Raw genomic sequence first — 24475 nt, forward strand, 5'->3', positions numbered from 1 at the left:
TCAGGCCAGCGGCTGAGCTGGCACGGCGCCCTTCTCGAGGCGCGCCACATCGGCGTCGACCATCATGGTGACGAGCCCCCTGAAGTCGACCTCGCGCTTCCAGCCGAGCTGCGCATGCGCCTTGGCGGGATCGCCGATCAGCAGGTCGACCTCCGCCGGGCGCAGGAAGCGCGGGTCGACCCGGACGTACTTCTCCCAGTCGAGGCCGACGTGGCTGAAGGCGATCTCGACCAGTTCCTTGACCGGGTGCGTCTCGCCCGTCGCCACCACGTAGTCGTCGGGCGTGGACTGCTGCAGCATCAGCCACATCGCCTTGACGTAGTCGCCTGCGAAACCCCAGTCGCGGCGCGCGTCGAGGTTGCCGAGCGGCAGCGTGTCAGCCAGGCCCAGCTTGATGCGCGCGACGCCGTCGGTCACCTTGCGGGTCACGAACTCGAGCCCGCGGCGCGGCGACTCGTGGTTGAACAGGATCCCCGAGCACGCGAACATCCCGTAGCTCTCGCGGTAGTTCACGGTGATGTAGTGCCCGAACACCTTCGAGACGCCGTAGGGCGAGCGCGGATGGAAGGGCGTGTCCTCGCTCTGCGGCACGGCGCGGACCTTGCCGAACATCTCGCTGGAACTGGCCTGGTAGAACCGCGTGTCCGGCTTGACCTGCCGGATGGCTTCCAGCACGCGGGTCACCCCCTGGCTGTTGAACTCGCCGGTCAGCAGCGGGGTGTCCCACGAGGCCGGCACGAACGACATCGCCCCGAGGTTGTACAGCTCGTCGGGCTTGACGTCCTCGACCAACCGGACGATGGACAGCTGGTCGAGCAGGTCGGCCGGCCGGAGCTCGATCCGGTCGAGCAGGTGCTCGATGCGCCACAGGTTCGGGGCCGACGATCGGCGCACCGTGCCGACGACGCGGTAGCCCTTGCCGAGCAGGAACTCGGCCAGGTACGAGCCGTCCTGCCCAGTGATGCCGGTGATGAGTGCGGTCTTTGCCATGCGGTCTCGGGAATGCGGCGGTCGCCGGGCGGCGTTTTCGGACACAGCCCGGCGTGCAGCCTCGATTGCTGGCCGCCGATCCGACGTAGTGTACCGCAAGCGCCCCGGCGCCCCTTCGCCGACGCGCCGGCAGGCGTCGGCCGGCCGGGAGGCGGGTCAGGCAGGGCGCGGTCGCCCTTCGACTTTGCTCAGGGCACGCTGACCGCGCGGTTCGTCAAGATCTGCCCTGACCAACGGCGGCGTGGGACACCCCGCCCTACCTGTGTGGCAGGACACCCCGCCCTACCTCGGTGGGCTGGCCGCCCTACCTGTGTCGTCGTCACAGGGTTGCGACGTACCGGCGGATCGCGTCCTGCCACCCGGGCAACGGCCGACCGATGGCCGCAGCGAGTCTGTCGTTCGACAGGGCGCAGTACACCGGCCGCTGGGCCCGCAGCGTCACGTCCTTGACCGAGGTCGGCACGAGCAGGCCCGGGTCGGCCCCGAGCAGGTCCGCGATGTGGCGCCCCACGTCGGCCCACGTGCCCTGGCCGCTGTTGACGCAGTGGAAGACGCCCGATGGCGTGTCGCGCGCCAGCAGCGCGAGCGTCGCGTCACGCACGTCCTCGACGTAGCTGGGCGTGACCACGCGGTCGACGAACACCGGCGCGCGTCGCCCCTCCTTCAGCGCCGCGGCGATCTTGTCCACGGAACTGCGTGCCTGCCGCCCGCCGAACAGGCTCTCCACGCGGAGGACGTACCAGCGCGGCGCATCCTGCGCGAACCACTCCCCGAGCAGCTTCGAGCAGCCGTACGTGCTCACGGGCCGGGTGCGGTCGTCCTCGGTGTACGGCCGGGTGGCCTCGCCGTCGAAGACGAAGTCGGTGCTGTAGTGCACCAGCGTGGCGCCGACGCGCGTCGCGGCCGCGGCCATCGACCGCACCGCCATCGCGTTCACCGCCAGGGCCGTCATGGCGTCGTCCTCGGCACCGTCGACGTTGTTGTAGGCGGTGCAGTTGACGATCACGTCGGGCGTCTCGCGCGCGGCGGCGGCCACGACGGCACGGTGATCGGTGACGTCGAGATCGACGCGCGTGAGGCCCACCACGTCGTGATTCCGAACGGCGGCGAAGGTCGAGCCGAGCTGCCCCGCCGCGCCCAGGATCAACAGCTTCATCGGAAGGCCTCGATCTGCCGGTCGTCGAGCACGCCTTCCCAGCGCGCCACCACGGCGGTGGCCAGGCAGTTGCCCGTCACGTTGACCGCCGTCCGCCCCATGTCGAGCACCTGATCGATGCCGAGCAGGATGGCCGCGCCTTCGAGCGGCAGGCCGAAGGTACCGAGCGCCGCCGTCAGCACGACGAGCGCGCCACGCGGCACGCCCGCCACGCCCTTGCTGGTGAGCATCAGCGTCAGCATCATCACCAGTTGCTGCCCCCACGACATCTGCAGCCCGGCCAACTGCGCCACGAACACGCTCGCGATCGACAGGTACAGCGTCGTCCCGTCGAGGTTGAAGCTGTAGCCGGTCGGCAGCACGAAGCCGACGATGTTGCGCGGCACGCCGAAGCGCGCCATCACCTCGAGCGCCTTGGGCAGCGCGGCCTCGGAACTTGCCGTGGTGAAGGCGATGAGGAAGGGCTCGCGGATGGCCCGGAGGAACGTGAAGAACGGCACGCGGATCAGCATCGCGACGCCGCCGATCACGAGGAAGAGGAAGATGAAGAGCCCCAGGTACATCACGCCCACGAGCTTGCCGAGCGTGAGCAGGATGGCCAGGCCGCGGCCGCCGACGGTGGCGGCCATGGCCGCCATCACGCCCAGCGGCGCGAACTTCATCACGTAGTGGGTGAACCGGAACATCACCTGCGCCACCGACTCGAGGAACTCGAGGACGGGGCGCCCCTTCTCGCCCACGCCGGCGAGCGCCACCCCGAAGAACGACGCGAAGACGACCACCTGCAGGATGTCGCCACGGGCCATCGCGTCGAAGATGGACGTCGGGAACAGGTGCAGAAAGATCTCGGTGAGGGTCTGCTGCTTCTGCGCCATCGCGGCGACGGCCTCGGTGCCGGTGCCGCTCAGCGCCACGCCGGCGCCCGGCTGGAACCAGTTCACCAGGCCGAGGCCGAGGAACAGCGCGATCGTCGTCGCGATCTCGAAGTAGACGAGCGCCTTGAGGCCGATGCGGCCCATGGCCTTCATGTCGCCGGTGCCGGCGATGCCGACCACCAGGGTGCTGAACAGCAGCGGCGCGATGATCATCTTGATCATGCGCAGGAAGGCGTCGGCCACCGGCTTGATGGCCACCGCGGTCTCCGGCCACAGCGCCCCGAGCAGGATGCCGAGGGCGAGGCCGACGAAGATCTGGGGCGTGGTGCCCGCCCACCACGCGCCGCGCGGAGCGGCAGCCTCGGGGGCGCCGGGCGCCTCGACGTCGATCCTGGCCATGGACGGTGATCCCCTTCAGGCCCGCGCGTAGAACGTCGCGATGGTCTCCACCACGTACGCCTGCTGGGCCTCGGTCAATTCGCTGTAGATGGGCAGGGCGAGTGTCTCGGCCGCAGCCTGCTCGGACACGGGCAGGGCTCCGGCGGGCACGCCGAGATACGCAAAGCAGGGCTGCAGGTGGAACGGCACCGGGTAGTAGATCTCACAGCCCACCCCGTTGGCCCGCAGGTGGTCGCGCAGGGCGTCGCGCCGCTCGGCGCGGATGACGAACTGGTTGTAGATGTGGCGGCGCCCGGGCTGCTCGACCGGGAGGCTGACCGGCGCGCCCGGAGCCAGCGACGCGAACAGGGCGCGATACCGGTCGGCGTTGCGGCGCCGCGCCTCGGTCCAGGCCTCGAGGTGCGGCAGCTTGACGCCGAGCACCGCGGCCTGCAGGGCCGCCATGCGGAAGTTGCCACCGACCTTCTCGTGGTGGTACGTCCGCTGCGCGCCGTGCACGCGGAGCAGGCGCACCCGCGCCGCCAGGTCATCGTCGTTGACGGTGACCAGGCCGGCGTCGCCGGCCGCGCCGAGGTTCTTGCTCGGGTAGAACGAGAAGCAGCCGAAGTCGCCGAGCGTGCCGAGGGCCCGTCCCTCGTAGGTGGCGCCAATCGCCTGCGCCGCATCCTCGATCACCGACAGGCCCTGCTCGCGCGCCAGCGCCAGCAGGGGCGTCATCTCGGCGGCCTGCCCGTAGAGGTGGACGGGCACGATCGCCCTGGTGCGCGGCGTGATCGCGCGCCGCACGGCGTCGACGTCGAGGTTGTAGGTCACCGGGTCGATGTCGACCAGGACCGGCGTCGCGCCGGTGCGCGACACGCAGCCCGCGGTCGCGAAGAACGAGTACGTCGGGACGATCACCTCGTCGCCGGGGCCGAGGTCGAGGGCCATCATGGCGACCAGCAGCGCGTCGGTGCCCGAGCTCACGCCGATCGCGTGGCGGGCGCCGAGGTAAGCTGCCGCTTGCGCTTCGAACCGCTCGACCTCCGGGCCCAGGATGAACTTCTGCGTGTCCACGACCCGCGTGACGGCCTCGACGACGGCGTCGCGGATCGGGGCGTACTGGGCGGCGAGGTCGAGCAGCGGCACCTGCATCACTGGCTGCATGCTACACTCGGCCCGCCGTGCCGGCCAACGATCTCCGCGCGCTGGTGGCCTATCGCGGCCTGCTCCGCGGCCTCGTGCAGCGCGATCTCACCGTCAAGTACAAGGGGTCCATCCTCGGGGTGGCGTGGTCGCTCCTGCACCCGCTCGTCATGGTGGCCGTGTACACGCTCGCCTTCCGGTACGTGGTGCGCGTGCCGATCGAGCGGTTTCCGCTCTTCCTGCTCAGCGGCCTGCTGCCCTGGATGTTCTTCACCAGCGCCCTGAGCGCCGCCACCGGATCGATTGCCGACAACGGCACGCTGGTGCGCAAGGTGGCCTTCCCGCGGGCCGTGCTGCCGCTGGCAGCCGTGGCGTCGGCGCTCGTGCAGTTCGCGCTGATGTACACGGTGCTCGTGCCGACCGCGCTGGTGATGGGCGCCGGGCTGTCGCTGTCGTGGGCGGCGCTGCTGCCGGTGGTGCTGCTGCAGACGGCCTTCACCGCCGGCCTGGGCCTGCTGCTGGCCACCGCCTACGTCTTCGTCCGCGACGCGCGGCACCTGCTCGACGTGGCGCTCCAGGTGTGGTTCTGGCTCACGCCCATCGTGTACGCGGCAAGCCTGGCCCCGGCGACGCTCCGGCGCTGGCTGCAGTTGAACCCGATGATGCACTTCGTGACGGCCTACCAGCAGATCGTGACCCAGCACGTCGTGCCGTCGCTGGCCACCTTCACGCTCCTGGCGGCGCTGGCGGTCTCGTCGCTGGCCCTCGGGTGGACGGTCTTCGGCCGCGCCCAGAAGCGGTTCGCCGAGTACGTGTAGGACTGATCGGCAGTCGGCAGTCGGCAGTCGGCAGTCGGTAGTCGGCAGTCGGTAGTCGGCAGTCGGTAGTCGGTAGCCGTCGCCCTTGGGCGACGGTCAGTGATGCTTCGCTCGGCGTCGGGCACAGCCGACGGCGACGGCCGGCCAAGGCCGGCAGCTACGGGGTGGCGACGACGCGCGCGACGCCGGCGGCGGGATCCCGTGGCCACTCGATGCGCGGCTCGGTCCACACGGGCACGTCGTTGACGGCGTTGCCGAAGCGTTCGGGCGTCGATTCGAGCGTGATCCGCACCTGTTGCCCGGCCCACCGGTGGAGCGGCACCTCGAGCGGGAACAGCCGGCGGTGCTCGGCCACGCCGAGCGGGAACAACGTGAGGTCGGCACCGACCGTGCGCTCGCCAGCGTGCTCGATGATCACCCGCATCTGGATGCCGTCGCTCTGCTTCTCCCACATGTCCTGGCGCATCGCGGCGCCGAGGCGCAGCACCGCATCGCGTGGCACGTCCACGGTCCACGTGATCGTCGCAGGCGGCATCGCGACGATGCCGCGATGGATGCGCGGCGAGAACAGCACCGGCCCGGGAGCAATGCTGCCGTGCAGCGTGCCCCATCCATTGGTCACGTGCGCATCCGGCAACGCCTCGATGAGATCGAGCGACCGATAGCGGCCCGTCGGCCAGGCCGCAGCGATCACTCCCCCTGCGGCGATGGCGCACGCGAGCCCCAGCGCCAGGCGGCCGACCGCGCCGGGGGCAGGCGCCTGTCGCCCCGCGACGACCTCGAGGTCGTCGCCTGCCTCACCCAGCACTCCGGTCGCGATCGCGCACGCCCAGGCGAGGACGAGGTTGAAGGCGAGCAGGACGGCCACGATGAACGGCCACGAGCGCGCCCAGACCGGCCACGGCCGGAGCACCTCGTGGAGCCAGTACGGCAGCGTGGCACGACGACTCACGGTCTCGAAGACCAGATCGCCCCACTGCTCGACCCCGCCGGCGACAAGCCGACCGGCGGGCAGGACATCGCCTCGCGACGCGGCGAAATCGAGACCCGGCCCATCGCCGAGATTCACGTGACGGAGGTCGATCCGGAAGTTCCGCCCGCGCGAGGCGCGGATCGGCCTGAACGCGACGCGCAGCGACGTGTCGCGCACCGCCGCTGCGGCCGGCACGACCACCCGCTCGACACGCCTCGGAGAGCCATCGGTGGTGTCCAGGAGGTCGACGAGAAGCTCGCCACGCGGGACGCCCGTCGAGACGAGGGGCCGCAGCCAGACGCCGTCGAGGCCGTCGGCGCCCATCGCGAACGACTGCGACACGCCCTGCGGTGACGCGGCCGACACGCGTCGACCATCACCGCGAGCGCTCCACGTCGAGGCGAGACCGTGAGGAGTGAAGCACCACCGGTCGACCTGCCACGCCAGGAGCGCGCCGTACAACAGCAGGAAGGCTGTCCGGGCCCGAGGAGTCACGCGCACGCGGCCATAGCGTAGCGCAGAGCGACCCTACCGCAGGGCGCGCAGGCGGTGCATCAGGTCACGCTGGCGGCCGAACAGGTCGTAGAGCTCGCCATAGATGGCGTAGAGCGCGCTGTAGCGAAGGTGCGCCTCGGGATCGCAGTGGTACCGCTCCGTCGGCGCCGGCGCCATCGCGGCCGCAGCGGCCTCCACCGATGCGTGGCCGCCAGCCTCGACGCCCGCGGCCACCGCCCCGAGCATCGCCGCCCCGAGCGCCGAAGCCTGTGACGCCCCCGCCACCTCGATCTCGAGGCCGAGGACATCGGCGTAGATCTGCATCAGCATCCGGTTGCGCGTCAGGCCACCGCCGGCGACGATGCGCGTCACCGGCACGCCGCCCGCACGCAGGGCGTCGGTGATCACCCGTGTGCCGAACGCCGTGCTCTCCACGAGCGCCCGATACACGTGCTCGGGGCGAGTCGCCAGCGTCGCCCCCACCAGCAGTCCGCTCAGTTCCGCATCGACGAGCGTGCTGCGGTTGCCGTTCCACCAATCGAGCGCCACCAGGCCACTCTCGCCTGGACGCAGGTTCGCCGCGCGCGCGGTGAGCACCTCGTGGGCCGACACCTGGCGCCGCGCCGCCTCCTCCTGCACGTCGGCCGGCGCCATCGCGTCCACGAACCACGCGAAGCTGTCACCCACCGCCGCCTGACCGGCCTCGTAGGCGAAGAGGCCGGCGACGATGCCGTCCTCCACCACACCGGCCACGCCCGGCACCAGTTGCTCCTGTTCGGCCAGCACGAGGTGACAGGTGGACGTGCCGAGGATCAGCATCAGGGCGCCCGGCGTGGTCGCCCCGCTGCCGAGCACGCCGGCGTGCGCGTCGATGAGCGCCGCGCCCACCGCCGTCGACGGCGACAACCCGAGGCGCTCGGCCCAGCCCGGAGTGAGCGTGCCGACGCATACGCCGGGGGCGACGACGCCCTGCCCGCCGCCCTTCGAGGCGTAGAAGCCCTCGAGCCCCGGGTGCAGGGCGCGCAGGTAGGCGTCCGACGGGTATCCGTCGCGCTTGTGCCAGAGGCCCTTGTAACCCGCGGCGCACGCGTTGCGGGCGAAGGTGCCGGTCAACTGCCACACGACCCAGTCGCCACCCTCGACGATGAGGTCCGCCGCCTCGAACACGGCCGGCGCTTCCTCGAGCACCTGCAGGGCCTTGGGCAGCATCCACTCGGACGAGATCCTGCCGCCGTACCGTGGCAGCCAGCGCTCGCCGCGCGCGGCGGCCACGTCGGTGACGCGTGTCGCCTGGGGCTGCGACGCGTGGTGCTTCCACAGCTTGGGCCAGGCGTGCGGCTCGGCCGCGAACCCGGGGTCCTGCATCAGCGGCGTGCCGTCGGCACGGACCGGCAGGACGGTGCAGGCGGTGAAGTCGATGCCGATGCCGACGACATCGGCCGGGGCGAGTCGAGCGCTGGCCAGCGCCTCCCGGACGCACGTCTCGAGCGAGGTCACCCAGTCGCCGGGATGCTGCAGCGCCCACTCCGCGCCGAGTGCGGCGCCCGTGGAGGGCAGTTGCTCGTCGATGACCGCGTGCCGGTACACCCCGACGCCGCTGCCGAGCACGCGACCGTCGCGCGTGTCGACCACGAGGGCGCGCGCCGATTCGGTGCCGAAGTCGATGCCGATGACCGCCGTCATGTCCACTCCGTCTCCGTCGTAGCCGTCGATCTTGCAGACTCGCCGACATGCGCCTGCGGCGCACGGCGAGTTCAGGTCGGCGGTCGCCTGGTCAGCCCAGCACCTCGTACTCGACGCCGAGCACGTCGCACACGCCCTGCAGTTCGGCGAGGCAATCGCCGTACACGCCGTGGATGTGGTTGCAGTTGAAGGCCTGGATGAACTCGTCGGGCGTGCAGGCGAACCTCGCGAAGGCGTGCGGCCAGTTGTCCTGGCTGATGGCGGCGACCTCGTGCTTGCGCTTACCGAGGTCGACGAACTCGGCGCGGAAGGCCACCATCCGGTAGCGACCGGCGCGGCGCGTCAGGCGCGCGAGGGTCACCGGTCCGGGCGCGGCCACGTGGTACACCGCGGCGCCGCCTGCCGGGAAGTAGAAGCCCTGCGGCCGGAACTCGGTCTGGGCGAGGTTGACGGCCGGATCGAGGCTGCGGCCCGCGAAGTACGTCGCGTGCTCGCCGCTGTTGCACAGGTCCCACAGCCCGAGATCGGCGTGGTAGTGACGCACGTCGGCAAACAGCACCGGCGTCCCGGCGAGGTGCTTGAAGATCTGCATCGTGAGCGCGGCGTCGGAGTCGGCCTCCGTCGAGCACACGATGGACGGCTTGGGCGTGCCGTCGGGATGATACGGGTCGTTGAGGAACGCCTCGGCGACGTCGGCGGTGGCGTAGTGCTCGGTGAGTTCGCGCTGGCCCTTGATGCCGCAGAAGTCGTAGCCGAACTCCTCGATGAGGTCGATGGCGCCGTAGTACATGCCGAGCTGCTTCTTCAGCAGGTCCTCGGTGAGGCGGAAGGTCGCATCGGCCGCGGTCCAGTGGATCTTCCCGACGTGCTGCTTCAGGTACGCCAGCGCCGTCGTCACGCGCGTGCCCGTCGCGATCTCCTTCTCGGCGCGACGCACCAGTTCCATCTGGTCGACGTGGTCGACGTCGATGCCGAACTGCGCCATCCACTGCGCCGGGTCGATCACGGTGGTGTCGATGCCGAGCGAACGCCCGCCGATCAGGGCATAGGTCAGGCCCTTGAGCCGACGGGCGGCCGCCACGGCCTTGAGCCGCGTCACGAGCGCGCCGTACACCTGCGGGTCGGCGAGGTCGCCGAACGTCTTGGTGAAGCGGATGCCAGCCTGGTCGAGGGAGCCCGCGTTGGCGAGCATGCCGACCAGCCCGGGATACTGCGGGTTGACGTTGGAGAACATCGCGATCGGCTGCGGGCAGAACTGCCCCGCCACCCTCGCGTACTGCGGCCAGGCCCACACGGAGAAGTTGAAGACGACCGCGTCGACGTCGGCCGCCGCCATCGCCTTGCCGTTGCGCACCGCGATGTCGTTGCGCCAGATCACGTCGTCGCCGAGCACCACCTCGTGGCCGTCGGCGCGCAGGCGCGCGGCGAGCGCGTCGCGGAACTGCCGCTGCACCGGCGCGAGCGGCTGGCTGAGGAAGTCGCGGCCATCGCCGAAGTCGAGGAGGCCGATGCGGAGGGGACGGGGGTTCAGGTGGTCGAGCATGGGTTCTCTGGCGCGGTCGTTCTTCCACTCGTAGGCGTCGAGCTTCAGCTCGACGCGCTGATCGGACCGTCGACCTGAAGGTCGACGGCTACTGCCTGTTCAGCGCGCCGTAACCCAGGCCTCGTCGAACACCGCGTGCTTGATGGCCTTGCGGACGGCCCGGCCCCGGTCGTCGGTGCGGGTCTCGGCCTTCGGCGCGAAGTAACTGTAGGTCACGTGGATGGCCCCGTCACGTGCCTGCAGGATCGAGGGGTAGTGGTACTGGCCGCGATCGGACTCCGGCAGGTCGTTCGGGTCGCGCTCCAGGTGGCGGGTCGCGCTCCACGTGTGGCCTTCGTCGGTGGACAGCGACACGGCCAGGCTGTGCCGCCCGCGTTCGAGGTCGTTGTACACGAGCACCCAATGGCCGTTGGCCAGCACGGTCACGTCGACGCTCGTGCCCGGGTTGGGCAGGTCCATGTCGCGCACCTGCGACCAGGTCTCGCCGCGGTCGCGCGACTCGCTGACGTGGATGCGCTTGGGCGGTGGCCCGTTGTCGCGCATGTAGGCGACGATGGTGCCGTCGGTGCGGCGGGCCAGCGCGGGCTGGATGTTGGCGCCACCCACCAGGGGGTCGCTCACCTTCCACGTCGCCCCGCCATCGTCGGTCAGGGCCATCAGCGCACAGTCGAAGCCGTCGGAATAGAGCGGCACGATGATGCGGCCGTCGGCGAGCTGCAAGGGATGCACGCGGGTCATCCAGCCGAGGCGGCGCGTGAGCTTGTCGCCGGCGTCGGCCTTGATCTTGTCCACGTAGGCGCGCAACTGCGGCGGCGCCTGGTCGGCCGGCATGGCCGCCGCCAGGCGATCCATGTCGCGACGCACCACCTCCGCGAACCGATCACCGGGCGTGAGGTGCATCACCTCGCTGGAGTCCCACGCCGGCACCTTGCCGACGGGCCAGCGCGTCGCCGTCTTCACCTTCATCAGCGCGGTGTGCCACTCGTTGGCCAGGATGGTCGGCCAGAGCAGCCACAGCTTCTCGGACCGGTCGACGAAGAGCGTCGGATTGGTGTCCGGATACCCCGGCGTGTCGGCCAGGCGGGCCGGCGCCGTCCACGTGGTCGTGCCGGCGCGCTGCCAGGCGAACTGCAGTTCGACGTCGTCGGCGGTGCGCTCCCCCGAGCCGTGGAACCAGGTCACCAGCAGGTGCCCGTCGGGGTGCTGCACGATGCTCGAGGAATGGTTGTGCCAGTGTTCGAGTGGAAAGATGAGCTCGGAGCGCAGCCTGCCCGGTGAGGGCGCCTGCGCCCCAACGGTCACCAGCGCCAGCACCACGCCAGCGGCGACCGCCAGCAGCCTTCCCCGCGTCACGCCACGTTGCATCGACCCGTCCTCGATCCGGGATCCCCGACTTCCGATCGGCGACTCCCCACTCCCGACTCCCGATTCCCGGCCCGGTCTCGGTTCCGCGCCACGCTAGCCGATCCGGCGAGGCATTTTCAATCAGCGGGCGTCCGTTTCAAAAATGAAACGCGTGTCCCAAATTTTGGTTGACACGTCCGGCGGCCGGGAGTCTGATGTTGCCGCGCCTCGACACGCAACAAGGGGTGGGTGGGCCCGCCCTCCGCCGCACGTTCCCTCCCGTCGTCCGGTGGGCGTGTGGGGCGCTCTCGAACGAGGAATCTCCCCATGATCAGGACTTGGACGCGAGTGGTGCTGGCCGGTGTGCTGGCTGCCCTGGCCGGCGTCGGCGGGTTGCACGCGCAAACCACGACGGGTGGACTCACGGGCGTGATCCGTGACAGCGATGGCGCGGTGGTGCCCGGGGCGACGGTGAAGGCGACGGCCACGGCCACCGGCACGTCGCTGACCGCCGTCAGTGACGAGGCGGGACAGTACCTGCTCCGGGGCCTGCCGGTGGGCGGCTACGCGGTGCAGGTGGAACTGGCCGGCTTCCAGACCGTGCAGGTGCCCGACGTGGTCATCCGCGTCAACGAGGAGGTGCGCCTCGACGTCTCGCTGAAGGTCGGCAGCCTGTCGGAGTCGGTGACGGTGAGCGGCATCAGCAGCACGGTCGACACCGTGTCGAGCACGCTCAAGACGGTGGTCGACCAGAAGCGCATCGAGGAGTTGCCGCTGAACGGCCGCAACCCGACGCAGCTCATGAGCCTGGTCGCTGGCGTGATCCCGGATCCGCGCGCCGACGTGACGTCGGGCGCCACCTACCCCGGGGCGAGCGGCATCACGTCCAACGGCGCCCGCGCCAACTCGACCAACTACATCATGGACGGCGGGTCGAACAACGACCACTACAGCAACGCCTCCAACCCGATGCCCAACCCCGACGCGCTGCAGGAGTTCTCGGTGCAGACCAACTCCTTCAGCGCCCAGTACGGCCGCAACGCGGGGGCGATCGTCAACGCGGTGACCCGCTCGGGCACCAACCAGTTCCGCGGGCTCGGCTTCGGCTACCTGCGCGACTCGGCGATGAACGCCAACAACTTCTTCACGCCGGGCATCGACGACGGCCTGAAGCGCAAGCAGTTCGGCGGCACCTTCGGCGGTCCCATCCTCAAGAACCGGTCGTTCTTCTTCTTCTCGTACCAGGGCACCCTGCAGGAGCAGCGGCCGGCCGACCTGACGGCGCTGGTGCCGACGGCGGCGCAGCGCCGCGGCGACTTCACCGGGTACTCGCGCACGCTGCGTGACCCGCTGACCGGGCTGCCGTTCCCCGGCAACGTCATCCCCTCGGACCGCATCGACCCGACGTCGGCGAGGATCCTCGCCGAGTCGCTGCCGCTGCCCAACCCGCGGGCCGGCGATCCGGTCAACACGCTGCGCTACTCGCGGCCGGCCAACTCCGACGATCACCAGTACCTGCTGCGGATGGATCACGCGTTCAGCAGCAACCACCGCCTGTACGGGCGCTACTGGCTGTCGAAGGCGTCGGTGCCCGAGTACCTCGAGCCGAGCAACGTGCTGACCAGCTCGTTCGGCCGCACGTGGGACAACCAGATCATCTCGGTCAACGACACGTGGGTGATCTCGCCCACGCTCGTCAACAACCTGGTGGTCACCTACAACCGCACCTACAACGACAACTTCCAGGTGCAGTCGCCCTCGTACGCCGACATCGGCATCCCGGGCGTGTACAACGACGCCAACCCGCAGTGGTTCTTCAACGTCGGCGGCTGGTTCGGCATCAACACGGGCGACACCAACCAGTTCAACCGCGACGAATACCAGGTCGTGAACACGCTGCGCTGGAGCAAGGGTCGCCACGAGGTCACCGGGGGCATCGACTACAGCTACGGCAAGGGCGACATCATCAACAACTTCCGCGCCAACGGCCGCTACACGTTCAACAACGCGGCGCCGTTCACCGGCGACGCGCTGGCCGACTTCCTGCTCGGCAAGTTCCAGTCGTTCGAGCAGGGCGTGGGCGAGTACAAGAACACGCGCTTCCACTACGTCGCGGCATTTGCCGAGGACACGTGGCGCCTCAACCCGCGCCTGACGCTGACCCTCGGCCTGCGCTGGGATCCCAACGTCCCGTACACCGACGTCAACGGCCGGCTGGCCGGCTACCGGCCCGGGCAGGAGTCGCAGGTCTACACCAACGCGCCCGTCGGCATGCTGTACCCCGGCGATGCGGGCTTCCCCGACGGCGGTTACGACGCCAGCTGGGGTCTCTTCGCGCCCCGCGCCGGCTTTGCCTGGGACGTGACCGGCGACGGCAAGACGAGCCTGCGCGCCGGCTACGGCCTGTTCTACGACAAGCCGAACACGATCACCACCAACAGCGCCGCGACACAGGGCCCCTTCGGCACCGTGGCGCGCGTCGACGGCAACGCCACCAACAGCCTGCGCAACACCTGGGCCGGCAGCACCAACCCCTTCCCGGTCGACATCTTCAACGTCCCGCCCGACGCGCCCGTCGTGCTGCCGTTCAACGCCTTCAGTTACGCCGAGAACATGCGCCCGGGCAGTCTGCACTCCTGGCACGTCACCGGTGAGCGCGAGATCCTCAAGGCGACGATGCTGCGCGTGGCGTACGCGGGCTCGCGCGGCGACCAGCTGACGATCGGCGTGGAGCGCAACCCGGCCATCTATGCGCCGGGCGCGACCACGGCGACCACCAACCAGCGCCGACCGCTGTTCCCGAACTTCGGCAACATCACCAGCATCGAGCCGCTCGGCAGGTCCACCTATCACTCGCTGCAGGTCACGCTCGACAAGCGACTCAGCAACGGCCTCTCGGTGCTGTCCAACTACACGCTCAGCAAGAGCATGGACAACACGTCGGCCAACAAGCAGAACGGCACGACCTCCGTGAACCCGTTCGACCTGTCCTACGACTGGGGGCCGGCCAACGCCGACCGCCGGCACCGCTGGGTCACGTCGGTGCTCTGGCAGATCCCCGGGCGGTACGACAACGGCCTGGTGAACGCCGTGCTCGCCGACTGGAACGTCACGGGCATCTTCACGATCATGAGCGGCCAGCCGTTCACCGTGACCAGCGGCGTCGACAACGCCCGCTCGGGCACCGGCGGCCAGTTCGCCGACGTCGTGGGCGATCCAGACCTGTCGAGCGATCGCCCGACCTCCGAGCGCATCGCGCAGTGGTTCAACACGTCGGCCTTCACGGTCAACGCCCTCGGCACGTTCGGCAACGCCGGCCGCAACTCGCTGCGCGGCCCCGACTACCAGACGCTCGACCTCGGCCTGATGAAGACCTTCAACATCACCGCCCGGGTGAAGACGCAGTTCCGGTTCGAGGCCTTCAACGCCCTGAACCGCGCCAACTTCAACATCCCCGACGGCAACCGGTCGTCGGGCAACTTCGGCCGCATCACGTCGGCGCAGGATCCGCGCATCCTGCAGCTGGCGCTGCGGGCCTGGTTCTAGGACGCTCGCGTGCAGGAACGTCACAGCGGGATGGAGGCCTCCGGGCCTCCGCCCCTCACCGGCCTCTACGCCGCCGCGGTCACGCCCCGGACCGACGACGGCACGATCGACATGCTCGCCTTCGACCGCGTGCTGGACCTGCTGCTGGCCGCCGGGGTCGCGGGTGTCTGCCTCGGTGGCGCGACCGCCGAATACCCGCACGCCTCGCGCGAGGAGCGCATGCGCCTGATTGCGCACACGGCGCGCCGCATCGGCGATCGCGGCCTGCTGGTGGGCATCGGCGCCGCGGCTCCCACCGACGTGGTGCCGCTCGGGCACGCGGCGCTCGACGCCGGGGCCCGCGCGGTGCTGCTGTCGATGCCGCTGTTCTTCCGCTACGCGCAGGACGACCTCGAGGCCTTCTGCCTCGACACCGCCGCCGCCATCGGTGGCCCGGTGCTGCTCTACGACCTGCCGGCCTTCACCACCCCACTGGCCACCGACACGATCCTCCGCCTGCTCTCCGGCGCGCCTCACGTCATCGGCATCAAGGACAGCAGCGGCCAGGCCGACCGCCTCGGCCCGATCGCCGAGGCTCGCGGCGACCAGCCATGGCGGCTGATGGTCGGCGACGACGCGGTCCTGATCGAGGCAATCGCCGCCGGCTGGGACGGGTGCATCTCCGGCACGTCCGGCGCCTTTCCCGAGCTGATGCTGGCCGTGCTGCGGGCGGCGCAGGCACACGACCATGCGGCGCTGCACCGATTGCTCCCGCTGTTGCGCGAGCTGTTCGCGCAGCAGGGGGTCTTCCCCACCCCGTGGGGCATCCGCATGGGCCTCGAGGCGCGCGGCATTCCCGTGGGGCCGTTCCCGCTGCCGGCCTCCCCGACCAGGGTCGCGCAGCGCGCGACGTACCTCGCATGGGCGCCGGACTGGATGGAGCGCGTGGCGGCCGCACTCGGACACGCGCTGGTGGGCACACGCTGAACACGTAGCAATGTGAAATGTGACATTCGAAATTCTCGGAGCGCGGCTTCGCCGGCGCCCCACCGAATCCCACAGGTAGGGCGCGAGTCCCACCGCGCCGTCAGCCAACCAACGGCGGCGTGGGGACACGCCGCCCTACCTGAGAGTTCTCCATGGATCGCCGATCGTTTCTCTCGCGGGCCTCGGTGTCGTTGTCGTTGTCGGCGCTTGCGCCGCGCGCCCTCGCGCAGCCCTCGTCGGCCAGCGACGCCGAGCACGTGGTGGTGTGGCGTGAGCCCGGCCGCTACGGTGGCTGGCCCGCCAACCACGGCATGTGGGCCTGGGACGACGAGTTGCTGGTGGGCTTCACCGCCGGCGTCCTGAAGACCGGCGACCCGAATCGTCATCCGATCGATCGTGCCGCGGGCGAACAGCACGTGCTCGCCCGGTCGCTCGATGGCGGGCGCTCCTGGGCGTTCGAGGCGCCGCAGGCGCTGCAACCGCCGCCACGGCCGGAACGACGGGCGGTCACCGGTGAGCCGCTCGTGCTGCCGACGCCCTCGAGGGTCGCAGCCCCAATCGACTTCTCGGCGCCCGGCCTCGCGCTCACGTTCCGCGCGGCGCACGGCACGGCTGGCGCATGGCTCTTTGTCAGCCGGGATCGCGGCCGGCAGTGGGCCGGGCCCTACGGCGTGCCCTCCCTGGACACGCCCGGCTTCGACCCGCGGACCGACTACCTCGTCGTCGATCGCCACACGCTGCTCGTCGGGATGACGGCGTTCAAGAGCGACGGCAAGGAAGGCCGGCCGGTGATGCTGCGCACCCGCGACGGCGGCCAGACATGGGAGCGCCTGGGCTGGATCGGACCGGAAACCAGTGGCTTCCGCATCATGCCGGCGACCGTCACGCTCGGCGGGCGCCGCCTCTTCACGGTGATCCGTCGGCGCGACGACCAGCAGCATCACCTCGAAGGCTACCGGAGCGACGACGGAGGCGAGACGTGGACCCTGGCGGGCATCGTCGCGGCCGACACCGGGCGTGGCAACCCGGCGAGCCTGGTGCGCCTCGCCGACGGTCGCCTCTGCTGCGTGTACGGCTTCCGCGCCGAGCCGTTCGGCATGCGCGTCGTGATCAGCCGGGACGAGGGCGGCACGTGGTCGGCTCCGCACCCGCTACGCTCAGGCGCCGCCGACTGGGATCTCGGCTACCCGCGCACCGTCGTGCGCCGCGACGGACGCCTGGTCACGACGTACTACTTCAACGATCCCTCGGGCCCGGAGCGCTATATCGCCGCGACTCTGTGGCGCCCCTGAGCCCATTCCGTCGCCTGTGCGAGCGAGTAAAGTCATCGCTTCTGCAACCTTCCGCCCCCCGCGTTCGACCGATCAAAAGCCAACGTTCGTTAGGCAATGACTCACGGTCCTCGGCTTCGACGTGAGTGGCCAACAGGGAGGTGTGGATGAGCAGGATCTTGCGCGGATGCTCGCTCGCGATGGGGCGAGCGTGTGTAGTAGGCCTGGCCACGGGACTGTTGTGGTTGGGTACGACGACGGCGGTCTCGGCCGCCAGCCTGACGATCCGGACCGGCGTGGATGCCGGCGGCGCCGTGCTCGGATCCGGGGTGGCGGACCCGTTGTGGACCATCTCGGTCCAGGGTGGCGCCTTTGTGGCCGCCGAGGTCGCAGCGCCGGGGCACCCGATCATCTGCTGCGGCATGGAGACCGTCAGCTCGACTGCACGATGGATCTCCGATCCGTCGATCAGCACAGGGAGTGCCGCCACGGGATGGGGAGTGGGACCAACGGCCATCGCCCGCCGGTCGTTCGACCTGAGCGCCTTCGACCTGTCGACGGTCGCGCTGACGGGTTTCTGGCGCGTCGCCGACAACCGTCGTGGCGTCTTCATCAACGGCAACCTGCTGCCGGGCACCAATGACGGTGGCGCGGGGTGGAACAACGACCAGGCGCTGAACCTGGCGGCCGGCAGCGGCTTCTTCGTCCAGGGCCAGAACGTCATCGAGATCCGGGGCACCTCGCAGAACAGCAACTGGGACGGCTTCTGGCTCGATGTCACGCTCGAAGGCCGCGACCGGAACGGTGGTGGCACCGTGCCGGAACCGACAACGCTGGCCCTGATGGGCACGGCTCTGCTCGGCGCGGTGACCCGCCGGCGTCGCCGGTAGGCGCAACGCAGCAAGAGGTGCGTGAGCGCACGCGCTCACGGTTCCAGCAGGAAGGCGGGGCGCACGTCTGTGGACGCGCGCTCCGCGCTCCGTTCCCGGGATGCTGGATGGGCGCCGCCTCGGTTCACAGCGTGTCGCTGTCGGGCACCGACGAGTCCGGCAGCCGACTGTCGCCACCCTTCTTCGAGAACAGCGGCCACAGCAGCGTCAGCGCGGCGAGCGCCAGGAACAGCAGCGAGATCGGCCGCGTGAAGAACGTGGCGACCGATCCTTCCGACAGGGCGAGCGCGCGCCGCAGGTTCGACTCGGCCATCGGTCCCAGGATCAGCGCGAGCACCAACGGCCCCATCGGGAACCCCTGCTGGCGCAGCAGGAACCCGAACACGCCGCCCAGCAGCGCCGTCCACACGTCGCCGGTCGACTGGTTCAGCGCGTAGCTCCCGCCCAGGGCGACGGCGAGGACCGTGGCCCATAGGTACTGGTCGCGGATCTTCAGGATCTTCGCCAGCACGCGCGCGCCGAGCAGACCCCACACGAGCGTCACCAGCGACGCCATGAAGACGAGCGCGACGATCGTCGCAACGAGATCGGGACGGTTGCGGAACAGGAGCGGCCCCGGCTGGAGGCCGTGCATCAGCAGCGCGCCGATCAGCACCGCGGCCGCCGAGTCACCCGGGATGCCCAGGGCCAATGTCGTCACCAGCGACCCGCCGATGCCGGCGTTGGCGCCGGTCGTCGCGGCAATCAGGCCTTCGAGCGAGCCCTTGCCGAACTTCTCCGGCGTCTTCGAGAATCGGCGGCTCTGGTCCCAGGCGAGGATGGCGCCGACGTCGGCGCCAGCGGCCGGCATGATGCCGATCCAGATGCCCATCAGCGAGCCACGCAGGCCGTGCATCCACAGCGGCCGTGCCTCCTCGCGCGTCGGCAGCATGTTGGTCGTCTGCGTCGAGCCGTCGAGCTGCTGGCGCGCCGGGCTCACCATCTGCGTGAAGACCTCGGCGATTCCGAACAGCCCGACCATCACCGGGATGAACGAGACGCCATCGAGCAGTTCCGGCTGTCCGAAGGTAAAGCGCGGGTAGCCGGTGATCGAGTCGAGGCCGATGACGGCGAGCAGCAGGCCGATGATGCCCGTCGCAACGCCCTTCAGCATCGATCCGCCGGATACGCCCACGATCGTGCTGAGCCCGAAGACGGCAACGGCGAAGTACTCCGCCGGGCCGAACCGCAGGGCGAGGCGCGACAGCGGCAGCGCCGCGATCAGCAGCACCACGAGGCTGAGGAAGATGCCGAGGAAGGCGCCGATGGCGTTGAGGCCGAGCGCCAGCCCGGCACGGCCCTGACGGGCCAATGGATAGCCGTCCCATGTCATGGCGATCGACGCGGGGGTGCCGGGCGTGTTCAACAGGATCGCGGGGACGCCACCGCTGAAGATCGCCGACACCAGCAGGCCGAGCAGCATCGCCATCGCCTGATCGGGCTTGACCCAGAACGTGAAGGGTGTGAGCACGGCCAGGCCCATCGTCGCCGTGAAGCCGGGCAGGCTGCCGAAGAGGACGCCGAGCGCCACGCCGACGAGCACGTACAGCCACGCGTCGGGCGACAGCAGGGGCGCGAGCAGGAGCATGGGATCGCCGGGCATCGCTAGAAGCGGACTCCCAGCCCGCGCTCGAAGAGGAGTTGGAGCACCGTGGCCATCAGCACGGCGGTGACGCCTGCGCCGCGCCACGACAGGCCGGTGATCCGCAGGAACGCGAGCAGTACGACGCCGGTCAGCACGCCGTGCCCGTTCGGGACGACGCGCCACAACAGCGCATACACGGCCAGCAGGGCCATGGTCAGGGGCACCTCGCGGTGATGACGCACCCAGGCCGGCGCCGAGGTCCCGGGGCTGCGGAAGATGAGCAGGGAAACGACGAGCAAGGCGAGCGCCAGCACGCGCGGCACCAGGGCCGGGCCGGGCACGCCCTGCGAGCCTCCGGGCCAGTGCATCGTCGTCAGGGCGATCGCGGCGGCAAGCACCGCGAGCACCTGGGCGACCAACCGCGGCCCTCGCATCAGCGCACGAACCCGAACTCGCGCACCAGGCGCGCGTATCGCGTGGCCTCCGCGTCGACGAACGCGCGGAACGCCCTGGAGTCGAGCGGCTGCACGTCGAGGCCGGCGGTCTGGCAGTACTTCACGAAGGCGGGCTGCGTGAAGGCCGCCAGGATGTCCTGCTCGAGCCGCGCCAGCGTGGCAGGCGCGACACCCTTCGGCATCATGAAGCCGCCCCACGCCTCGAAGATCAGGTCGAGTCCTTCGCTGCGGAACGTGACCGCTTCAGGGAACACGGGCGAGGGTGTGTCGGCCATGATGCCGAGCAACCGCACGGCACCACCGCGCACCAGCGCCTGCACTTCCGGCACGCCGGCCATGACCGCATCGACGTGGCCGCCGAGCAGCGCCGTCGTCGCCGGCCCCGACCCGGGGAACGGCGCGAAGACGAAGGATCGGCCGAGCTGGCGCGCCAGGGCCAGCGTCCCCAGGTGCCACACACTGAGTGGTCCGGCCGCCCCCATCGCGACGCGCGCGCCGCCCCGCACGGCGGCGATGAAGTCGCGCAGGGTGCGGTAGGGCGATGCGGCTGGTACCGCGAGCGCCGCCGGCGCCCGGTGGTGGCGGGCGAGCAGGTCGAAATCGTGCGTCGACAGGTCCACGTACTTGAGGTGCGGGACGACGGCGAGCTCGACCGGCGCGTAGCCCACGAGGTAGCCGTCGGGCGCCGCGTACTTCACGGCGGAGAACGCAACCGCGCCCATCGCGCCGACGCGGTTCTCGCAGAGCACCGGCACGTGCAGGCGTTCGTTGAGCCCCCGCGACGTGAACCGCGCGACGGTGTCGGACATGCCGCCGGGTGCGGCGTGGACGATGACACGCACCTCACGCGACGGCCACGGTCCTTCCTGCCGGGCGCACGCTGCCGCTGAACCCGCGAGCATCGCCAGTCCCGCTTGCAGGAAGCGCCGGCGCTGCGCGTCGACGTGAACGTCGACGCCCACGACCTGGTCGTCGACGCCCTCGACCTGGTCGCCGACTCCCGATTCCCGATTCCCGATTCCCGGTTGGTGCTCAGTACGCCGCACGCGGCCCGCCCTTCGCGCGACCGAGCGGGTCGAGCCACGCCTTCGCGCCTTCGGCAAACAACGTGAGGTCGGAGGCGGCGTGGAACAGCCGGAAGCCTTCGGCCGCGAACCGCTGCACCGACTCGGGCGAGGCGACGGGGCGACCGCAGTACTTGCCGTGCCGATGCGCGGCGTCGCGCACCCGCTCGGCGGCCTTCAGCACGTCGGGATGCATCATGTTGCCGCGCAGCCCCATCGAGAACGAGAGGTCGCTGGTGCCGACGAAGAGCACGTCGATGCCTTCGACCGCCGCGATCTCCTCGCAACGCTCGACGCCCTCCGCCTGTTCGATCACCGCCACCACCAGCACCTGGTCGTCGGCCGAGTCGAAGTAGGACGGCACCGCGGGCCACGTGCCCTCCGCGAGCCCCGACCCCGAACCGCGTACGCCCCGTGGCGGATATCGGCACGCCCGCGACGCCTGTTCGGCCGCCGCCGGCGTGCTCATGAACGGAAACACCACGCCGTGTACGCCCTGGTCGAGCACCCGCTTGGCCATCCACGTCTCGCCGGCCGGCACGCGCGCGATCGGCACTGCCGGCAGGCCGCGTGTCGCGAGGACGATCCCGCGCAGCGTCTCCAGCGTGATCGGGCTGTGCTCCATCTCGACCCACAGGAAGTCGAACCCGGAGCGCGCCGCCACGAGCGCCATGTCGAGGCTCGTCGCCGTGACGGGCATGCCCACCACGTACTCGCCCCGCGCCAGGCGCGCCTTCACCGGGTTCACCCAGGGGGTCGCCGTCTCCGCCGTCGTCGTCACTTCGCTGCCGCGTCCTTCATGAGCCACACCTCGGCCACCTGGTTGCCGCGCCCCGCGCCGCCGATGCCCTCGTTAATCCGCCAGGTGAGCGTGACGGCACCGTCGGCCGTCGCGGCCCTGGGGATCGTGAACTCCACCGGCGCCACCGGCGAAGGCTTGGCCATCGCCGCGTGCACCTCGTGCGTGTCGTCGGCGACCAGGCGGATGCGCACGTTCTGGCTGTAGACGTCGCCAGCGTAGACCACTCGCAGCTTGTAGGTGGCGGTGGGGTCGAGGCCGGCGTACCGCATCTGCAGGGCGCCATCGTAGAACGCCTCGGCATGGCTCATCCACGACAACCGCCAGTTGGGCAGCGATCCGAAGCCCGTGAGGCCCGACAGGTAGGGGCCGGGGTCCTGACGGAAGTCGGGTGGCGCCACCAGGTGGGGCTGTATCCCGGGGGCGCCGAGGTCGTCGTAGAAGCCGCCCGGCCCGGGATCGGTCCAGCGCGCCAACCGCTCGACGGCCTCGGCGCGCTGGCGCTCGTTCGGCAACGCCCTGATCGCGGCGAACTGCTCGGAGAACCAGACGCGGTCGTTGAGGGGGGCGTCCACCAGATCGAGGTTGGCGCCGCGGCCGACGGCGATCGCCCGGTACAGTGGCACCGACAACTGCATCCGCACGCTCTGGTAAAGCGCCTCGGCGAGTTGGAACACGCGAGTGCGGAGGTCGGCGGCCACCGGCTGCGCCGCCGACTGCGACAGCACGCGCTCGGCTTCCGCCATGGCCGCCATCGACCCCAGCCCGGCAACGTTGGCGAGCACGCTCGTGGCCTGCGCCTGCGCCGCCTGCTCGTGGATCAGCCGTCGGCGCACGTACGCATCGTAGTAGGCCCGATACAGGCCCTGCTGGAAGCGCCAGTTGAGCAGGTCGCGCGGCGCCGCGGCGCGCTCCATCGCCTGGAACTGCGCGAGCGTGCGCTCGACGCCGATGTTGGCCGCGAGCGGCCCGCGCCAGTTCTCCTCGAGCCCGAGGATCGCCTCCGACAGGGGCTCGGCGTACGTCGGCCCAACGAAATAACGGGCGTACTGCCGCACGATGTCGCGCACGTCGGCCTTCGGGTTCCACCCGAGGCCGCTCCACACGATCTTGTTGACGTCGTCGTTGCAGCCTTCCGAGTACGTGATGAAGTCGGGCGACACCGACAGCCAGCGCTGGAACGCCGCCGCCTGATCGAGCGGACGCGGGTTGATCGGCTCGCGGTCGAGCGTGCGCGCGTACGCCACGTCCCACAGCGGCACGGGGTACTCGGCACGGATGGTGTGCGTGATGTCGGGGTACCGACGAAGCTTGTACTGAGGCGGGATGCGCTTGCGAACCGTGGCGAGCGTGTCGCGATTCTGCGGGCCGATGACGATGCCCGTCAGCCAGGCGGGTTGCCTGGCCATCAGCCCGTAGAAGGTCTCCATCCACTGGGCGGTGAAGCCCTGCGGCGACATCCACATCGTCATCTTCGGGTGGAACTTCCTGATGTTGGCCGTCTGCCGCTCGAGCAGCTGGAACATCACCGACGGCTCGGTGTGGCCGGGGTCGCCGCCGGGGACGAAGATCGCATCGAGCCGCGGCAGTTGCTTCAGCACGCCCTCCCATTCGGCGAGCGCTCGCGTGATGTCGGCCTCGGTCGTGTACGACTCGTCGAGGGCCGGGTACCACACCCACACGTCGAGGCCGTACTTGTCGGCCAGCCGCGACATCTCCACCATCATCTCCATCTGCGGACGCGGGAAGTGCGGACTGTCGGCTGCGTCGTCGGAGCGCGGCGGGATCAGCTCGATCGCGCTGGTCCCGAAGATGGCGAGATCGCGGATGTACTGGTCCCACTGCCGCTCGTCCCACGCGTCGTAGGAGTTGGTCTTCGGCCGGTAGCCGAGCTGATGGCCGCGGAGGGAGACGACCGGCGTCTCGCTGACGTCGAGGGCGGCAGGCAGCACGACGCGATCGCGATGCATCTCGAGCGTGCGCAGGAGACGCCCGACGCCGAACAGCACGCCGCGATCGTCGGTGCCGGCGACGACGAGGCTGCCGGGCGCGGTGCTGATGCGGTAGCCGTCGACGCCCGGGGCTGGTCCGCCAAGGCGACTGGCGAGCGGTCCACGCCTCAGGGACGCGAGGCGACCAACGTGGATGGCGGGCCCGGCGCCGGCGCGCTCGGCGATCGTCCAGCGCACCAGTGACCGCTTCTGGACCTCCTCGAGCAGCACGGTGGCAGCCGTGCGCTCGCGCGGCGTCGCGTCGGGCGCGACGACGATGGTGGCGCTGGTGAGGTCGAGCGGTCGGGCAACCGGCACGATGGCCGGCGCGACGTCGGGCTGCGCGGCAACAACGGGTGTCGACAACACAGCCAGCCAGCCGAGGAGGGCCAGGGTCGAGCGGACGGACGCGGACATGAGCGAGGCCTCCGGGCGGGAACAGCGCGGTGTCATTTTGAAAGTCGTTCC

The 24475-nt window shown here is 70.4% G+C and carries 18 protein-coding genes; 5 read left to right on the top strand and 13 right to left on the bottom strand.

The features are described 5' to 3' along the window. The 4 genes from gmd to TBR22_RS19590 all read right to left on the bottom strand — a co-directional run bounded on the left by gmd (position 1) and on the right by TBR22_RS19590 (position 4566). The gene (gene gmd / locus TBR22_RS19575) at positions 1 to 990 is read right to left on the bottom strand and encodes a GDP-mannose 4,6-dehydratase (protein WP_239489516.1); all 990 of its coding nucleotides are present in this window, start codon (positions 988 to 990) and stop codon (positions 1 to 3) included. 319 nt (positions 991 to 1309) lie between these two features. After that, the gene (gene rfbD / locus TBR22_RS19580) at positions 1310 to 2146 is read right to left on the bottom strand and encodes a dTDP-4-dehydrorhamnose reductase (protein ID WP_239489517.1); all 837 of its coding nucleotides are present in this window, start codon (positions 2144 to 2146) and stop codon (positions 1310 to 1312) included. After that, positions 2143 to 3420 carry a dicarboxylate/amino acid:cation symporter gene (locus TBR22_RS19585; RefSeq protein WP_239489518.1) on the bottom strand — a complete coding sequence of 426 codons (1278 nt, stop codon included), beginning with the start codon at positions 3418 to 3420 and terminating at the stop codon, positions 2143 to 2145. The genes rfbD and TBR22_RS19585 overlap by 4 nt, the downstream gene beginning before the upstream one ends. Before the next feature lie 15 nt (positions 3421 to 3435). Beyond that, on the bottom strand, positions 3436 to 4566 hold the full coding sequence (locus TBR22_RS19590; protein WP_239489519.1) for a DegT/DnrJ/EryC1/StrS aminotransferase family protein: 1131 nt from the start codon (positions 4564 to 4566) through the stop codon (positions 3436 to 3438). A gap of 17 nt (positions 4567 to 4583) precedes the next feature. Here TBR22_RS19590 and TBR22_RS19595 point away from each other — a divergent pair, with 17 nt between their 5' ends. Next, positions 4584 to 5363 carry an ABC transporter permease gene (locus TBR22_RS19595; protein ID WP_239489520.1) on the top strand — a complete coding sequence of 260 codons (780 nt, stop codon included), beginning with the start codon at positions 4584 to 4586 and terminating at the stop codon, positions 5361 to 5363. 157 nt (positions 5364 to 5520) lie between these two features. Here TBR22_RS19595 and TBR22_RS19600 read toward each other — a convergent pair whose 3' ends face one another. The 4 genes from TBR22_RS19600 to TBR22_RS19615 form a co-directional block, all read right to left on the bottom strand. Next, positions 5521 to 6837, bottom strand: a complete 1317-nt coding sequence (locus tag TBR22_RS19600) for a hypothetical protein (protein WP_239489521.1) — start codon at positions 6835 to 6837, stop codon at positions 5521 to 5523. A gap of 27 nt (positions 6838 to 6864) precedes the next feature. Further along, positions 6865 to 8514, bottom strand: a complete 1650-nt coding sequence (locus TBR22_RS19605; protein WP_239489522.1) for a ribulokinase — start codon at positions 8512 to 8514, stop codon at positions 6865 to 6867. Between the two features lie 91 nt (positions 8515 to 8605). Then, entirely contained in the window at positions 8606 to 10057 is a 1452-nt protein-coding gene (locus TBR22_RS19610) for an L-fucose/L-arabinose isomerase family protein (protein WP_239489523.1), read from the bottom strand. A 99-nt stretch (positions 10058 to 10156) separates the two neighbouring features. Then, the gene (locus TBR22_RS19615; RefSeq protein WP_239489524.1) at positions 10157 to 11422 is read right to left on the bottom strand and encodes an exo-alpha-sialidase; all 1266 of its coding nucleotides are present in this window, start codon (positions 11420 to 11422) and stop codon (positions 10157 to 10159) included. A gap of 306 nt (positions 11423 to 11728) precedes the next feature. Here TBR22_RS19615 and TBR22_RS19620 point away from each other — a divergent pair, with 306 nt between their 5' ends. The 4 genes from TBR22_RS19620 to TBR22_RS19635 all read left to right on the top strand — a co-directional run bounded on the left by TBR22_RS19620 (position 11729) and on the right by TBR22_RS19635 (position 18074). Then, the gene (locus tag TBR22_RS19620; protein ID WP_239489525.1) at positions 11729 to 14947 is read left to right on the top strand and encodes a TonB-dependent receptor; all 3219 of its coding nucleotides are present in this window, start codon (positions 11729 to 11731) and stop codon (positions 14945 to 14947) included. Between the two features lie 9 nt (positions 14948 to 14956). Then, positions 14957 to 15913: a dihydrodipicolinate synthase family protein gene (locus TBR22_RS19625; protein ID WP_239489526.1), complete on the top strand. Its 957-nt coding sequence runs from the start codon at positions 14957 to 14959 to the stop codon at positions 15911 to 15913. 152 nt (positions 15914 to 16065) lie between these two features. After that, positions 16066 to 17205, top strand: a complete 1140-nt coding sequence (locus TBR22_RS19630; RefSeq protein ID WP_239489527.1) for a sialidase family protein — start codon at positions 16066 to 16068, stop codon at positions 17203 to 17205. 146 nt (positions 17206 to 17351) lie between these two features. Continuing rightward, positions 17352 to 18074 (top strand): PEP-CTERM sorting domain-containing protein, encoded by a 723-nt coding sequence (locus TBR22_RS19635; protein WP_239489528.1) that lies wholly within the window; start codon positions 17352 to 17354, stop codon positions 18072 to 18074. Positions 18075 to 18198: 124 nt separating this feature from the next. Here the strand turns inward: TBR22_RS19635 and TBR22_RS19640 are convergent, their stop codons facing one another. From TBR22_RS19640 to TBR22_RS19660, 5 genes are all read right to left on the bottom strand, one after another. Further along, positions 18199 to 19716 (bottom strand): tripartite tricarboxylate transporter permease, encoded by a 1518-nt coding sequence (locus tag TBR22_RS19640; protein ID WP_239489529.1) that lies wholly within the window; start codon positions 19714 to 19716, stop codon positions 18199 to 18201. Positions 19717 to 19718: 2 nt separating this feature from the next. Next, positions 19719 to 20132: a tripartite tricarboxylate transporter TctB family protein gene (locus TBR22_RS19645; protein WP_239489530.1), complete on the bottom strand. Its 414-nt coding sequence runs from the start codon at positions 20130 to 20132 to the stop codon at positions 19719 to 19721. Beyond that, positions 20132 to 21115 (bottom strand): tripartite tricarboxylate transporter substrate binding protein, encoded by a 984-nt coding sequence (locus tag TBR22_RS19650; RefSeq protein ID WP_239489531.1) that lies wholly within the window; start codon positions 21113 to 21115, stop codon positions 20132 to 20134. Before TBR22_RS19650 ends, TBR22_RS19645 begins: the two co-directional genes overlap by 1 nt. Positions 21116 to 21185: 70 nt before the next feature. Continuing rightward, entirely contained in the window at positions 21186 to 21998 is an 813-nt protein-coding gene (locus tag TBR22_RS19655) for an HpcH/HpaI aldolase/citrate lyase family protein (protein WP_239489532.1), read from the bottom strand. After that, positions 21995 to 24424, bottom strand: a complete 2430-nt coding sequence (locus TBR22_RS19660; protein WP_239489533.1) for a hypothetical protein — start codon at positions 24422 to 24424, stop codon at positions 21995 to 21997. Before TBR22_RS19660 ends, TBR22_RS19655 begins: the two co-directional genes overlap by 4 nt. Between the last annotated feature and the right edge of the window lie 51 nt (positions 24425 to 24475).

The sequence above is a fragment of the Luteitalea sp. TBR-22 genome (assembly GCF_016865485.1).
In the GTDB taxonomy this organism is placed as follows: Bacteria; Acidobacteriota; Vicinamibacteria; order Vicinamibacterales; family Vicinamibacteraceae; genus Luteitalea.